Origin of the sequence: Sulfitobacter sp. HI0040, assembly GCF_001634885.1 — a bacterium.
Lineage (GTDB): Bacteria > Pseudomonadota > Alphaproteobacteria > Rhodobacterales > Rhodobacteraceae > Sulfitobacter.
Genome location: NZ_LWEX01000022.1, coordinates 1 through 13,074, shown reverse-complemented (window position 1 = coordinate 13,074; position 13,074 = coordinate 1). Strand labels below are relative to the sequence as shown.

Annotated in this window: 14 protein-coding genes; 7 read left to right on the top strand and 7 right to left on the bottom strand. The window is 61.1% G+C overall.

Annotation, left to right across the window (positions count from 1 at the left end; genetic code table 11):
• Nucleotides 1-306: uracil-DNA glycosylase family protein (locus A3728_RS02355; protein ID WP_201722287.1), on the bottom strand; the 306-nt coding region annotated here is incomplete at its 3' end.
• Between the two features lie 158 nt (nucleotides 307-464).
• Between A3728_RS02355 and A3728_RS02350 the strand changes: the two genes are divergently transcribed.
• Nucleotides 465-1,634 (top strand): L,D-transpeptidase family protein, encoded by a 1,170-nt coding sequence (locus A3728_RS02350; RefSeq protein WP_067919905.1) that lies wholly within the window; start codon nucleotides 465-467, stop codon nucleotides 1,632-1,634.
• An 8-nt stretch (nucleotides 1,635-1,642) separates the two neighbouring features.
• On the top strand, nucleotides 1,643-2,446 hold the full coding sequence (locus A3728_RS02345; protein ID WP_067919909.1) for an extensin-like domain-containing protein: 804 nt from the start codon (nucleotides 1,643-1,645) through the stop codon (nucleotides 2,444-2,446).
• A gap of 18 nt (nucleotides 2,447-2,464) precedes the next feature.
• Here A3728_RS02345 and A3728_RS02340 read toward each other — a convergent pair whose 3' ends face one another.
• Nucleotides 2,465-3,898, bottom strand: a complete 1,434-nt coding sequence (locus A3728_RS02340) for a sensor histidine kinase (RefSeq protein ID WP_067919903.1) — start codon at nucleotides 3,896-3,898, stop codon at nucleotides 2,465-2,467.
• Nucleotides 3,899-4,314: 416 nt separating this feature from the next.
• Here A3728_RS02340 and A3728_RS02335 point away from each other — a divergent pair, with 416 nt between their 5' ends.
• The 4 genes from A3728_RS02335 to kdsA all read left to right on the top strand — a co-directional run bounded on the left by A3728_RS02335 (nucleotide 4,315) and on the right by kdsA (nucleotide 8,282).
• Nucleotides 4,315-4,881: an acyl-homoserine-lactone synthase gene (locus tag A3728_RS02335; RefSeq protein WP_236628100.1), complete on the top strand. Its 567-nt coding sequence runs from the start codon at nucleotides 4,315-4,317 to the stop codon at nucleotides 4,879-4,881.
• 179 nt (nucleotides 4,882-5,060) lie between these two features.
• Nucleotides 5,061-5,720, top strand: a complete 660-nt coding sequence (locus A3728_RS02330) for an ABC transporter ATP-binding protein (protein WP_067919901.1) — start codon at nucleotides 5,061-5,063, stop codon at nucleotides 5,718-5,720.
• Nucleotides 5,698-7,452 carry a capsule biosynthesis protein gene (locus A3728_RS02325; RefSeq protein WP_067919899.1) on the top strand — a complete coding sequence of 585 codons (1,755 nt, stop codon included), beginning with the start codon at nucleotides 5,698-5,700 and terminating at the stop codon, nucleotides 7,450-7,452. The genes A3728_RS02330 and A3728_RS02325 overlap by 23 nt, the downstream gene beginning before the upstream one ends.
• Nucleotides 7,449-8,282, top strand: coding sequence for a 3-deoxy-8-phosphooctulonate synthase (kdsA, locus tag A3728_RS02320; protein ID WP_067919897.1), 834 nt, complete (start codon nucleotides 7,449-7,451; stop codon nucleotides 8,280-8,282). The genes A3728_RS02325 and kdsA overlap by 4 nt, the downstream gene beginning before the upstream one ends.
• Nucleotides 8,283-8,320: 38 nt before the next feature.
• On the opposite strand, the gene A3728_RS02315 is transcribed toward kdsA, so the two are convergent.
• The 4 genes from A3728_RS02315 to rpsA form a co-directional block, all read right to left on the bottom strand.
• Nucleotides 8,321-9,007: a phosphoribosylanthranilate isomerase gene (locus tag A3728_RS02315; RefSeq protein ID WP_067919895.1), complete on the bottom strand. Its 687-nt coding sequence runs from the start codon at nucleotides 9,005-9,007 to the stop codon at nucleotides 8,321-8,323.
• A gap of 49 nt (nucleotides 9,008-9,056) precedes the next feature.
• Nucleotides 9,057-9,407 (bottom strand): lipopolysaccharide assembly protein LapA domain-containing protein, encoded by a 351-nt coding sequence (locus A3728_RS02310; RefSeq protein WP_067919893.1) that lies wholly within the window; start codon nucleotides 9,405-9,407, stop codon nucleotides 9,057-9,059.
• On the bottom strand, nucleotides 9,407-9,691 hold the full coding sequence (gene ihfB / locus A3728_RS02305) for an integration host factor subunit beta (RefSeq protein ID WP_067919891.1): 285 nt from the start codon (nucleotides 9,689-9,691) through the stop codon (nucleotides 9,407-9,409). Before ihfB ends, A3728_RS02310 begins: the two co-directional genes overlap by 1 nt.
• 282 nt (nucleotides 9,692-9,973) lie before the next feature.
• A complete protein-coding gene (gene rpsA / locus A3728_RS02300; protein ID WP_269084897.1) occupies nucleotides 9,974-11,821 on the bottom strand; it encodes a 30S ribosomal protein S1 in 1,848 nt (615 codons plus the stop codon).
• Between the two features lie 109 nt (nucleotides 11,822-11,930).
• Here rpsA and A3728_RS02295 point away from each other — a divergent pair, with 109 nt between their 5' ends.
• Nucleotides 11,931-12,629, top strand: coding sequence for a ZIP family metal transporter (locus A3728_RS02295; protein ID WP_067919887.1), 699 nt, complete (start codon nucleotides 11,931-11,933; stop codon nucleotides 12,627-12,629).
• Nucleotides 12,630-12,640: 11 nt separating this feature from the next.
• Here A3728_RS02295 and A3728_RS02290 read toward each other — a convergent pair.
• Nucleotides 12,641-13,074, bottom strand: a 434-nt coding sequence (locus A3728_RS02290; RefSeq protein ID WP_067919885.1) for a (d)CMP kinase, incomplete at its 5' end; no start/stop codon positions are given.

Genomic DNA, 13,074 nt, shown 5'->3' with positions numbered 1-13,074 from the left:
CAGATCACTGCCTTTGGCATCGTAACCGGGAAAGCAAAAGGCCATCGGAATGATGGCAACTTTCGAACGGTCATAGAAAGTATCCTCATCGATCCCCAGCCATGATCGAAGCCGCCTGCCCGATGCGTCCCAGAACGGCGTATTGGCTTCATGCACCCGCAAGCCGGGGGCCTGGGAGGCGATCAGAAGCCGCGCACCGGGCTGGAACCAGACGACCGGATTTGGGCGGTGGGACGTGGCCGTGGCGGCAAATCTTTCCGCGCAGATCGTACAGCGACGCAAGGCAGGGCGAATGTCGGTTACCATGGGCTTCAGATAGGCGACGGCGCGCAAAGTGGAACCCCCTTATTCCGCCCCCAACAACAGCAGCGACGCTGCCTCTTATTACCGCATGAGCAGAACTTACCCGGAACAATCGGATTCACCCGTGCGTTGAGGAATAACCTCTTTCTGAAAGGACGATCATGCCGCTTTTGCAGACCCGTACAGCCGCCGCCGCGCTGCTGTCGCTTCTTGCCGCCCCCGCTTTCGCTTTGCCCTTCACCGCGCAGGATATTGAGGAGGCGAAGTTCCCACCGAAGCAGATGGAGCAAACTGGCACGACGGCGACAGGTATGACAGCAACAGGAACGGGTGCGGGCAGCACGGATCTGCAGTCAGGTTCTTCGGGCCTGTCTTCCGGCGCTTCTGCGACCGCGCAGACAGGTAATTCACAGGGCAATACCACCCAGACCGATGCCCAAGCAGAGGCAGAGGCGGAAGAAGATGACAGGCAGGATGCCCTGACCGCCAAACTGCAAATCCTGCTCGACCGTGCCGGGATCTCCCCCGGCGTCATCGACGGCTACAAGGGCGGTATGTCCGAAACCGCACTGCGGGCCTTCGAGGCGCGCGAAGGGTTGCCGGTGGACGGGGAACTAGATGCAGATGTCTGGGCCGCTTTGGGCGGGCCGTCCGCCGCCCAGCTTACAAAGCAGTACACGATCACTCAGGACGACTTCGTCCGCCTGCACAACGGCGCCCTGCCTGACGATTATGCAGATCTCGCGAAGCTGGAGTGGATCGGATACACCTCCGTCACCGAAAAGCTGGCGGAAGATTTCCACATGGATGAGGATTTCCTTATCGCCCTGAACGCCGGCACCGCTTTCGAACCGGGGCAGACAATCACTGTCGCAAATGTGGAAGCGCCGCTTCCTCAGGGCACGGTCGCCCGCATTGTCGTCGACAAGCCTACCAGTCGCCTGATCGCCTATGACGGGTCGGGCGCGGTGATCACCGACTACCCGGTCACGGTCGGCTCCGAAAGCACACCGTCGCCCTCGGGGACGATGAAAGTGAACGCCATCGCGCCGGAGCCCACATACAGCTACAATCCGGACCTGAACTTCCAGCAGGGTGACAACGACGAATTCCTGACCCTGCCGCCCGGCCCCAACGGGCCTGTTGGCCTCGTTTGGATCGACCTCGACAAACCTACCTATGGATTGCACGGCACCCCCTATCCGGCGGGCCTGTTCAAGAACCAGAGCCACGGTTGCGTACGACTGACGAACTGGGACGCGCAGGAACTGGCGGACCTCGTCTCCGCCGGGCTGGACGCAGGTGGTGTCATGGTCGAATTCGCGGAATGAGCATGTGGATGAACAGCCGGGTTCAGGTGGCGACCTGCCTGTCGCTGCTGGCCCTCCCCGCGCTCGCCCAGTCCGAAGCGCCAGAAACGTCGCTGACCCCGCCGCAACTCGAACGGGCAGAGCCCGAAACCTCGGAGGAAACCTCCGAGGCCCCGGCGCCCGTACCGGAGCCCGCCCCCGTTGATGTCGACCCCGCCGAGACACTGGCGACGGACGATCCGCCGGAAAAAACGCTCGCCATCACAGCGGATCCAGCAGCCTTTGCGGCCTGTACCGCGGCCCTGACCGAACTGGGGGCAAGTTTCGAACCCGTGGCCCCCATCCGCGATGAAGATGACGGGTCCTGCGGTATTGCGCAGCCCATCCGGCTGGACGCCGCGGCCCCGGGCGTGGCGCTGAACCCCGATACCTTTCTGCGCTGTGAAACCGCGCTCGCGCTTTCGCAATGGGTCACACGCACCGTGCTGCCCGCCGCCGAAGTCCTGAGTGAGCGGGGAGCGGTCACCTCGCTTCAGCACGGATCGTCCTATATCTGCCGCCGTCGCAACAACAGCCCGACGGGAAAGCCCTCGGAACACAGTTACGGCAATGCGCTGGATATCATGGGGGTCGGTTTTGCCGACGGCAGCATGCTGGCGATCGAGCCGCGTGAACGCGAAGGAACGCTGGAAGAAGCCTTTCAGGATGCGATCCGGGCGGGCGCCTGCCTGTCCTTCACCACCGTTCTCGGCCCCGGATCGGATGCGGCCCACGCCAACCACCTGCATTTCGACATCAAAGCCCGCAACGGGGGCTTCCGCCTTTGCCAGTAGCGCGGGGCTGGACGCCGGTCAGGCTGTCTTGAACAACCCGTATCCGAAGTTGGAACGGCCCTCTTTGGCCACCCGGCGCATTTCCTGCACTGTCTGCTGACCCTTCATCAGGGGGATATCCACGAAGAAGGTGGTGCCCGGACCTGAGTTCTTGCGGTAGTCAATCGCGCCGCCCTGCGCTTCGATGATGCGCTTGGAGATGTTCATGCCCAGCCCCGTACCGTTCACGGCACGCTGGTCGCTGGAATCGACTTGCGAGAACTGGTCGAACACCTTGTGGCGATGATCCTCCGACAGGCCGATCCCTTCGTCGATCACAAGGATACGCGCGAAGTCCTCGAAGATTTCAGAGCTTACGATGACCTTGCTACCAGGCTTTGAAAACTTCGCGGCATTGGACAACAGGTTCGACATGACCTGCTGCATCCGCTTTTCGTCCGCCTGGATCACAATATCCTTGTCGAACTGGCCTTTCACCAGATCCACGCTCAGCGTCTCCGCGTAGCCCGCGTTCAGATCGATGGCATCGTCCAGAAGCGCATGCAGTTCGAGCGGTTCGACGGAAAGGGAGATCTTGCCGGCTTCCATCTTCTGCAGATCGAGGATCTCGTTGATCAGTGACATCAGGTGGCGGCTGTTGCGCTGCGCGATACGAAGGGCCTTATCCGCCTTTTCGGGAACTTCGCCCATCGCCCCGCCGCAGACCAGATCCAATGAGCCCCGGATCGATGTCATGGGGGTACGCAGCTCATGGCTGATGGTTGAAAGGAACTCGGATTTGATCTGATAGGCAATCTTCGTCTTCTCATGCTCCACCTTCAACGCCTCGTGCTGGCGCTGGTTGGTCCGGTAGAGCTTCATGTAGATGCGCGAACAATCCACGATGAAATAGATCACAAAGAGCACGGCAAAGAACTGCATCCAAAGCTCGGACGACAGTGGCGCGCCGGTGCGTATGATGTCGTAAAGAGGGATGAACAGGAAGGTCACCCCATAGATCGTGAGCCGCAGCACCAGTACCTGCAGCAGCTGGTGGTTGTTCATCGCGGCAAAGAGCGATGCCGCAAAGAGGAAGAACAGCGACATGAAATGGGTGGTCGGCCCCTGCTCCAGCGCGATGCCGATGGTGTAAATGCAGATGACGGCGGCGCTGATGATCGTACCGAAATAGATGCGCCACAGGAAATGTCGCGCGATCCGGGGGCTCCGCCCTCGCCATATGGCGATCTGGCGGAACAGGATGTAATCATAGATCTCGGAAAGCGCGACGACGGCAACCGTCGAGATCGCCAGCCACAGGTCGTAGTAATAGGCCGCGAGGACGACAGCGGCAGAGTAGATGATTTGACGCTGCCAGAACATATTTCGGCCGACGGTGGCATAGTCGCGGATCTGCTGCGTTAACAACCGCCGCGAATCCATCTCCATCGGGCTGACGTTCTCATCGTTCATTTTACGTTCCTACTATGCGTCGTTGGCACCGATGTGCCGGCCTCTGGGTCTTATTGTTCCGAATTTTGTGATCTTGGAGCCACGATTCGGCTGATATTGAAACAATTCGGGAGCAACATGACCGATCACTGCGCCAAAAGTATGGCCACAATGTGCTACCACAAGTTACGTTAAGGTTAGTTAAGAACACGTTAAGTTGGGCGGGCATGGGTATTCAAAAGAGCATTCCGGGCATTGGAACCTGGAAGCACATTTTTCCTGATCTTATTCCACAGGAAGAGCTTAACATTGCGGCACTGGAGTCGAAGAGCGCGCGCGCGTCCCGGCAACGGCTGGAATCCGCGAACTCGCGCGCTTTGCCGCCCCTGTCCGAGCAGAACCGGCAAGTACGCGCGATTACGCTTTCAATGACGAACATGCACAATCACGGGGAATTGTTCGTCAACTTCATGCGCGCCCGTCGGGAGGTCTTCATCCAGTCGAAGGGCTGGGATCTGCCCGAAGTGGACGGCATGGAGTTCGACCAATACGACACGCCCCGCGCACGCTGGATCGTTCTGCACGAATACGGCGAGGTTCTGGGCGGCGTCCGCTTGACCCCGACCACCTCCCAATGCGGGCAGTACAGCTACATGATCCGGGACGCCCAGCAGGGCCTGATCGACACGATCCCCCGCGATGTCCTTTTCTTCAAGGCGCCCGTCAACCCCACGGTCTGGGAAGCGACGCGCCTTTTTCTGGCACCCTCTATTCCGTCGCAGCGACGCATGGAACTGCAACGCTTGCTGCTCGCCCGGATGGCCACCGCAGCGGCCGAGATGAACGCCAGCCATGTCATAGGCATCGTTCCGGCTGTCTTCAGCCGCTGGATGACGCGCCTTGGTGTGATGAGTGCTGTGCCCGTCGGACCGGTGCTCAACATCGACGGGGACCGGACCCAAGCGGCCCTGATGCGCGCAGTCCCGGACGAGCAGGTCAACTGACCCTCAGGCACCCTTTCCCCGCTGTTTCTTAAGGATTATTAAGGATCGATGCCGCTCCCAAGGGTCATGTGGCGTTGTACATTTGTTTCCTATTGGGACATAATGCGGACAAATTCGGTATATAGAACCTGGGGACATCGCTGAACCGAGCGATGAGGCAGAGCCGGACCGGAGCAGACATGCTGGAATTCGAAAACGTATCCAAGTCCTTCTGGACCGGATCACAGCACAAGGTCATCCTCGACCGGGTGTCTTTTCGGGTGGAACTGGGTCGTTCGCTGGGCATCCTTGCGCCCAACGGCACGGGCAAGAGCACGTTGATCAACATGATGGCGGGCCTCGAAAAACCCGATGAGGGCGAGATCAGGCGCGGGTGCAACATCAGCTTTCCGCTGGGGTTCATGGGCGGCGTCGTCGGCAAGGTCTCAGCGATGGAGAACGCGCGTTTTATCGCGCGGCTCTATGGGCTCGATCCCGACTATGTCGAAAGCTTCTGCCGCTGGTTGTGCAATCTGGGCGAATACTTTGATCAACCGCTGGGCACCTATTCCTCGGGGATGCGCTCACGCTTTTCCTTCGCGCTGATGCTGGCGCTCGATTTCGACATGTACCTGATCGACGAAGGCATGCCCGCCTCCACGGATGTTGAATTCAACCGCAAGGCCGGTGACATCCTGCAGGAACGGCTGCGCACTACCACGATCGTGATCGTATCGCACAGTCCCACGACACTCGAAAAATTCGCAAGCTCGGCAGCTGTTTTGCTACACGGTAAACTGCATATGTTCGACACCCTGGAAGAAGCGAAGCAGCTTTATGACTACGAAACCCAAAGCTAGAAAGTTCCGCATCAAGCGGGCGGCGCCCCCACAGGGAACGGGCAATGTGTCTGCGGCTGGCAACAGCGCGGCCCCTGGAGTGGAACGCGCCGAAGAACCCCCGCGCGAAGCTCCGAAGCCGGTTCCGGCCAAGGCCGACAATGCGACGACCCGCCCCCGACCCCGTGCTGTCGAAACACCCGCACCCGCGGAAACGCCCGCGCCAGCCGAATCGCAAGATGAGGTGAGGGCAGGCGAAGTCTCCTCCCCCGCCGAAGTCTCGGGGGAGCAGGACCTCGATGCGATCCGTCGGGAGGGCCTTACAGGCCGACAGCTGCGCATGGCACGCCGTGTCGCGCAAAAGCACGGGCTCGCCCCTACGTCCGATTTCGATGCGGTCCGTCTGCTGCGCGCGCGCGGGATCGATCCGTTCCAGCGGTCGAACATGCTGGAACTCGTGGTGCCACAGGGCGAAGGCGGCGGCAGGCGGGGCGACATGCTGGCCAACGTCAGCGGAAACTCACCCGATGTCGCGCGGGTTCAACTGCCCCAGACCGTCCCCACCGGACGGCGCAATCTTCCCACCACCGAACTGAGCCCCGCCGAACGACGCACCCGCGAAATTTCGGAAATCCAGCGCGACATCAGCCGCCGCCGCCGCCGCAAACTGGGCCTGCTCATGGTCCGGCTGGCGTTTTTCGTCTTTCTGCCCGCCTTCCTCGCCGGGTATTATTTCTACAACATCGCGACGCCGATGTACGCCACCAACAGCCAGTTCCTGATCATCCAGAACGAAGGCTCCGGCGGTGCGGGACCCTTGGGCGGCTTACTGCCGACCCAATTCGCCAATTCCGCAGACAGCATCGCGACTCAAGCCTATCTGCAATCCAAGGACGCGATGCTGCGCCTCGACAAGGACGCGGGCTTCAAGTCGCATTTCGCGGATAAAAGCATCGACCCGATCCAGCGCCTCGAAGAGGATCCGACGAACGAGGACGCCTACAAGATCTACAAAAAGAACGTGAAGATCGGTTATGACCCGACAGAGGGCGTCATCCGTATGGAAGTGATCGCCGCCGATCCGGAAATTTCCGCCACCTTCTCGCGCAACCTGCTGAACTACGCCGAAGAACGCGTGAACAGCCTGTCGCAGCAAAAGCGCGAAGACACCATGCGCGACGGCCTGGCGGGCTACGAGTCCGCCGTTGAAAAACGCCGCGAAGCGCAGGAATCACTGATCAAGATGCAGGTAGAAAACGGGGTGGATCCCGAAGCGGTGATCGCCTCCATCCGAACCCAGATAACCAACTACGACACGCTGTTGATCGAAAAGGAACTGGAACTGGCTGCCCTGCTGGACAACCCGCGCCCGAACCGGGCCAAGGTCGATGGCGTGCAGGGCGATATCCGGCGCATCTCGACGCAGTTGGAAAAACTGAACAACCGCATGAACAACGCCACCGATGGCGAAGGCTCACTCGCCCAGCAGGCCGTGGCGCTGCAACTGGCGCAGGCAGACCTTGCCGCCGCGGATGCGAACCTTCAGGCGGCGCAGACACAAATGGATCAGGCCCGTACAGAGGCGGGACGGCAGGTGCGCTACCTCACCGTCGCCGTGCGCCCCGTCGCCCCGCAGGAGCCGACCTATCCCCGCAAGTTCGAAAACACAGTGCTGGCATTTCTGATATTTGCGGGTATCTACCTGATGCTGTCGCTCACCGCCTCCATCCTCAGAGAACAGGTTACATCATGACCCAAGTCACCGTCGGCGATGTCGTCATCGGGCAGGACCGTCCGCTGACGGTGATCGCAGGCCCCTGCCAGCTTGAAAGCCTCGATCATGCCCAGATGATCGCAGGCCGGATGAAGGAAGCCTGTGCCGAAGCGGGTGCCCAGTATGTGTTCAAGGCCAGCTACGACAAGGCCAACCGCACGTCTCTTTCAGGCAAACGCGGTCTTGGGATCGACGAAGGCCTCAAGGTGCTGCAGGCCGTGGGCACCGATAACAAGGTGCCGGTCCTGACGGACGTACATACCGAAGCCCAATGCGCGATAGCGGCAGAGGTTGCGGACATCATCCAGATACCCGCCTTCCTTTGCCGTCAGACGGACATGCTGCTCGCCGCCGGGCGGACCGGAAAGGCGGTGAATGTGAAGAAGGGCCAGTTCCTTGCCCCGTGGGACATGGCGAATGTCGTGACCAAGATCGAAAGCACGGGAAACCGGAACATCCTGCTGACCGAACGGGGAACGTCCTTCGGCTACAACGCACTGGTCGCAGACATGCGCGCCCTGCCCCAGATGGCCAAGACAGGCTATCCCGTGGTGATGGATGCGACACATTCCGTTCAGCAACCGGGGGGTCAGGGCGGCTCCTCCGGTGGCCAGCGAGAATTCGCGCCTCTTATGGCACGGGCGGCAGTGGCCGCGGGCGTGGCGGCCGTCTTCATCGAAACCCATGAGGATCCGGACAACGCGCCATCGGACGGGCCGAATATGGTCTACCTCGATGAGATGCCCGCGCTCATCCGTCTGCTTATGAGGTTCGACGCTATCGCCAAGGAACACCCCCTGACCTTCTGAGCGGTCCCGGCTGGGGGCGAGGATTACGCCCTCTCGCGCTACTTCAACACCCGCAGATGCGGCACCTTGTCTGCTGTACCCCCGTCGCGCGCAGCGGTGCAGAAAGCACGGATCAACTCCGCGTCCTTCACGCCCGGTTCGGCTTCCACCCCGGAAGAGACGTCGACCTGCCGTGCGCCCGTCAGTTGAATGGCGGCACCCACATTGGCGGGGGTCAACCCCCCGGCCAGCATCCATGGCACAGGCCAGCGTCGCCCGGTAATGAGGTTCCAGTCAAAGGCGAGCCCGTTGCCGCCGGGCAGCGGGCCATCCTTCGGCGGTTTGGCATCGACCAAAAGCTGGTCCGCCACGCGGGCATAACGATCGAGGGCGGGCAGATCGTCGGCATCCGCCACACCGACCGCCTTCATCACAGGCAAACCGTAGCGCGCCTTCACCTCGGCGACCCTTTCGGGCGTCTCTGACCCATGAAGTTGCAGCATGTCGATGGGCACCTGCGCCAAAAGCGCGTCCAGCGCCCCGTTATCGGCGTTCACCGTGAGGGCGACCTTGCAGATCCCCTCGGGCACAGAGGCGGCAAGTTCTGCCGCCTGCGAAATTTCCAGATTGCGCGGGGACTTGGGGAAGAAAACGAAACCAAGGTAGCGCGCACCGGCCAATATCGCCGCCGGAATGTCCGCCGGATCCGTCAATCCGCAGATCTTGATGTTCACGTCAGATGCCATGATCGCCCCGGGCGCGGGGGCACATTGGCCCCGAACGCGGTATGGTGGTTCAGCCGGTCTGCTCCAGAAGGGCCAGAACCTCGTCCTTGCCCTCGTGCTTTTCGGCCTTGAGCCGGGCGACCTCCCGCTCCAGCCGACGTATCTCACGCTCCTTGCGGGCGGCCTCGGCGCGTTCGCCGTATTCGCGGATCCATTCCCAGATGAAACCCACGAGCAAACCGGCAAGGATACTGCCCAGGATCACAAGGAACAGCGGCAGGTTGATTTCGGGGTTCAGCGCAAACCAGCCGGAGATTTCGGCGGGCAAGACACGCAGGGGTACGATGGCCCGGTTGGCCAGCGCGACGGCAATCAGCGCCAGCGCGAAGATGGCGATGCAAAGGTAGCGGATATAACGCATTAAGTCTTCCCGTTTAGGCGATCCCGAAGCAATTTGCCCGTCTTGAAGAACGGTACATGCTTCTCCTCCACATCAACCGTTTCACCCGTCCGGGGGTTCCGCCCCACACGCGCTTCTCTCTTCTTGACAGAAAACGCACCGAACCCACGCAGTTCAACCCGATCACCCCGCGCCATGGCATTGGTGATCTCGTCGAATATCGTGTTCACGATCCGCTCTACATCCCGTTGGTACAGGTGCGGATTATCGTCTGCAATCTTCTGGATGAGTTCAGAACGAATCACGGTGTTGGTTCTCCCTCTGGCTTGTTTTTATAGTTGGTGCAGCATTGAGGCGATTATATGGAAAAACACACCGTTCGGGAAGTGACCGGTTTGGGACAGCTTCGGTTTTTGTGCAGGAAGTCGCTGATATTCCGATAGTTTCAACTCTGAATACGTGTCGCATTCCAATCGACACGTGACCGGCCAAGGAACGCGCGCACTTTCGCCGCAGTCGATTCGGCACGAAAAAACCCCGCATCTTTCGATGCGGGGCCTCATTTTTCATCGGTAGACCCGAATGGATTATTCGTCGCCCTTCAGCGCGGCGCCAAGGATATCGCCCAGCGATGCGCCGGAATCGGAGGAACCGTACTGTTCGACAGCTTCCTTTTCTTCCGCGATCTCGCGCGCCTTGATCGATACGCCGAGGCGGTGTGCCTTGGTATCGACGTTGGTGATGCGTACATCGACCTTGTCCCCCACGGAGAAACGCTCGGGGCGCTGCTCGGCACGGTCACGGCTCAGGTCCGAACGGCGGATGAAGGCTTTCATGCCCTCGTATTCCACCTCGATGCCGCCATCTTCGATGGAGGTCACGGTCACGGTGACGACCGAACCGCGCTTCACGCCACCGACGGCTTCGGCAAACTTGTCGCCACCGACGTTCTTGATGGAGAGCGAAATGCGCTCCTTCTCCACGTCGACTTCGGACACGACGGCCTGAACCACATCGCCCTTGCGGTAGTTCTGGATCGCATCTTCGCCACGCTCGTCCCAGCTGAGGTCGCTGAGGTGAACCATGCCGTCGATGTCGCCCGGCAGACCGACGAACAGACCGAATTCGGTGATGTTCTTGACCTCGCCCTCGACCTCGGTGCCCTCGGGGTGCGTTTCAGCAAAGACTTCCCAGGGGTTGCGCATGGTCTGCTTGAGACCCAGCGAAACACGGCGTTTGGCGCTGTCGATTTCCAGCACCATGACTTCCACTTCCTGAGAGGTGGAGACGATCTTGCCGGGGTGCACGTTCTTCTTGGTCCAGGACATTTCGGAGACGTGAACCAGACCTTCGACACCGGGCTCCAGCTCCACGAAGGCGCCGTAATCGGTGATGTTGGTAACGCGACCTGTATGGGTCGATTCCAGCGGGTACTTGGCACCGACCAGATCCCACGGATCTTCCTGCAGCTGCTTCATGCCGAGGCTGATACGGTGGGTTTCCTTGTTGATCTTGATGACCTGCACCTTGATCGTTTCGCCGATCGACAGGATCTCGGACGGGTGGTTGACCCGGCGCCATGCCATGTCCGTCACGTGCAGCAGGCCGTCAACACCGCCGAGGTCAACGAAGGCACCGTATTCGGTGATGTTCTTGACCACGCCGTCGACCGTCTGACCTTCGGACAGGTTGCCGATGACTTCGGCGCGCTGCTCGGCACGGCTCTCTTCGAGGATCGCGCGGCGCGATACCACGATGTTGCCACGGCGGCGGTCCATCTTGAGGATCTGGAACGGCTGCTTGAGACCCATGAGCGGGCCCGCGTCGCGCACGGGGCGCACATCGACCTGGCTTCCGGGCAGGAAGGCCACGGCGCCGCCGAGATCGACGGTAAAGCCGCCTTTCACGCGGCCAAAGATCGCGCCTTCGACACGCTCTTCGGCGGCGTAGGCTTTCTCCAGACGGTCCCATGCCTCTTCGCGGCGGGCCATTTCACGGCTGATGACAGCTTCACCGCGGGAGTTCTCGACCTGGCGAAGGAAGACTTCGACTTCGTCGCCGACTTCGATCTTGGGGGACTCGCCGGGATCGGCAAATTCTTTGAGTTCGACGCGGCCTTCCATCTTGTAACCGACGTCGATGATGGCCTGGCCCGCTTCGATCGCGATCACCTTGCCCTTGACGACACTGCCTTCCTGGGGCGTGTCCATTTCGAAGCTTTCTTCAAGAAGCGCTTCGAATTCGTCCATTGCTTTGGTCATGTAGCTTATCGTTTCCTTATCATGTGTTTCTGGCCGTGCGGTTGTCTCCGCCGGTCTGGGGATGAATTTGGTCCGCGATGCCGGTCTCGGGGTCGGGTTCAAAAGAAAGAGGGCCGGTTGAAACCGACCCTGCCTGAGATATCCCGCCCGAAGCTGTGCCCGCTTCTTAGACATGGCGCGTATAGGTCAATCCAGCCGTCTTCGCAAGCCCCGAAGCCCGTGTGCCCCCGCCTATCCCCCTGTTTCCGGCGGAACCGCCGCCCCGTTCCGGCGTTCCTTTGGCATGTGGATGGTCATCCTTGTCATCATCGTGATTTCCGCGGCGCTGATCGTCGGCGCGGCCTGGGGGCTTTACGGAAAATTCCCCTCCAAGGTCGAAGGTTTCCTCGTGGCGATGGCGGGCGGCGCACTGATCGTGTCGGTCATGGCGGAACTGCTCGAACCTGCCGCCGAAGCGTCATCCATCCCCATCGTGATCCTGAGCTTTTTGAGCGGCGCCGTCATTTTCACCCTGGTGGACATGTATATCGACCGCCACGTCGGCGAAGACAGCGGCGGCGGCCTGCTGATGGCTGTCGTGCTCGATGGTGTTCCCGAAAACCTCGCCCTCGGTGTCGCCCTGATTGGGTCGGGCCCCTTGGGCGTTCTGGCGCTGACCGGGTCCATCCTGCTGTCCAACTTGCCCGAAGCGGCCGGCGGTGCCCGTCAGATGCGGGAAAACGGATTCAGCAAATTGAAGGCGATGGGAATCTGGACGGCCACGGCGGCGATCCTCAGCGGAGCGGCCATCGCAGGCTACCTCCTGCTCCCCTCCGACGCGGAAATGGCACTCGCGGTAATCAAATCCTTCGCGGCGGGGGCCGTGATCGCCTCCCTCGCGACCGAAGTCTTCCCCACAGCTTACGAGAAAGACAATGATGCCACGGGGATTGCCGTCGCGGTGGGCGTCGCTCTGGCGTTCCTACTGCACGAAATCGGCTGACGCCCGCCCAGTTACCCGCGGCGTACCGCTTCGATCCGGGCAACCGCGGCGGCAACCGCCTCATCGATCGGCATGTCGGTGGTGTCCAGTCGCATCGCGTCCTCCGCGGGTTTCAACGGTGAATCGGCGCGGTTTTCATCGCGGGCATCCCGCGCCTCCACATCCCTCAGGACCTCTTCCAGCGTCAGACTATCCATCCCGCTCGCCACCAGTTCCGCGTGCCGCCGGGCCGCGCGCACCGGGGCGCTCGCCGTGACGAAAAGCTTCACCTGTGCCTGCGGGCAAATCACGGTCCCGATGTCCCGACCATCCAGCACGGCACCTCCTGCCCGCATGGCAAAGCTGCGCTGGAAATCCACCAGCGCCGCACGAACCGCGGGGATCGCCGCAACGCGGCTAGCTTCCTGCGCGACTTCGGGCGTGCGTAGGTTCAGCCGCTCCAAGT

What these genes read in the sequence shown, in the direction of transcription:
- A3728_RS02295 (WP_067919887.1), top strand. Translation starts at nt 11,931, where the DNA reads ATGTGGATGGTCATCCTTGTCATCATCGTGATTTCCGCGGCGCTGATC.
- A3728_RS02325 (WP_067919899.1), top strand. Translation starts at nt 5,698, where the DNA reads ATGACTACGAAACCCAAAGCTAGAAAGTTCCGCATCAAGCGGGCGGCG.
- A3728_RS02330 (WP_067919901.1), top strand. Translation starts at nt 5,061, where the DNA reads ATGCTGGAATTCGAAAACGTATCCAAGTCCTTCTGGACCGGATCACAG.
- rpsA (WP_269084897.1), bottom strand. Translation starts at nt 11,821, where the DNA reads ATGTCTAAGAAGCGGGCACAGCTTCGGGCGGGATATCTCAGGCAGGGT.
- A3728_RS02315 (WP_067919895.1), bottom strand. Translation starts at nt 9,007, where the DNA reads ATGGCATCTGACGTGAACATCAAGATCTGCGGATTGACGGATCCGGCG.
- A3728_RS02350 (WP_067919905.1), top strand. Translation starts at nt 465, where the DNA reads ATGCCGCTTTTGCAGACCCGTACAGCCGCCGCCGCGCTGCTGTCGCTT.
- A3728_RS02310 (WP_067919893.1), bottom strand. Translation starts at nt 9,407, where the DNA reads ATGCGTTATATCCGCTACCTTTGCATCGCCATCTTCGCGCTGGCGCTG.
- A3728_RS02340 (WP_067919903.1), bottom strand. Translation starts at nt 3,898, where the DNA reads ATGAACGATGAGAACGTCAGCCCGATGGAGATGGATTCGCGGCGGTTG.
- A3728_RS02335 (WP_236628100.1), top strand. Translation starts at nt 4,315, where the DNA reads ATGCACAATCACGGGGAATTGTTCGTCAACTTCATGCGCGCCCGTCGG.
- A3728_RS02345 (WP_067919909.1), top strand. Translation starts at nt 1,643, where the DNA reads ATGAACAGCCGGGTTCAGGTGGCGACCTGCCTGTCGCTGCTGGCCCTC.
- kdsA (WP_067919897.1), top strand. Translation starts at nt 7,449, where the DNA reads ATGACCCAAGTCACCGTCGGCGATGTCGTCATCGGGCAGGACCGTCCG.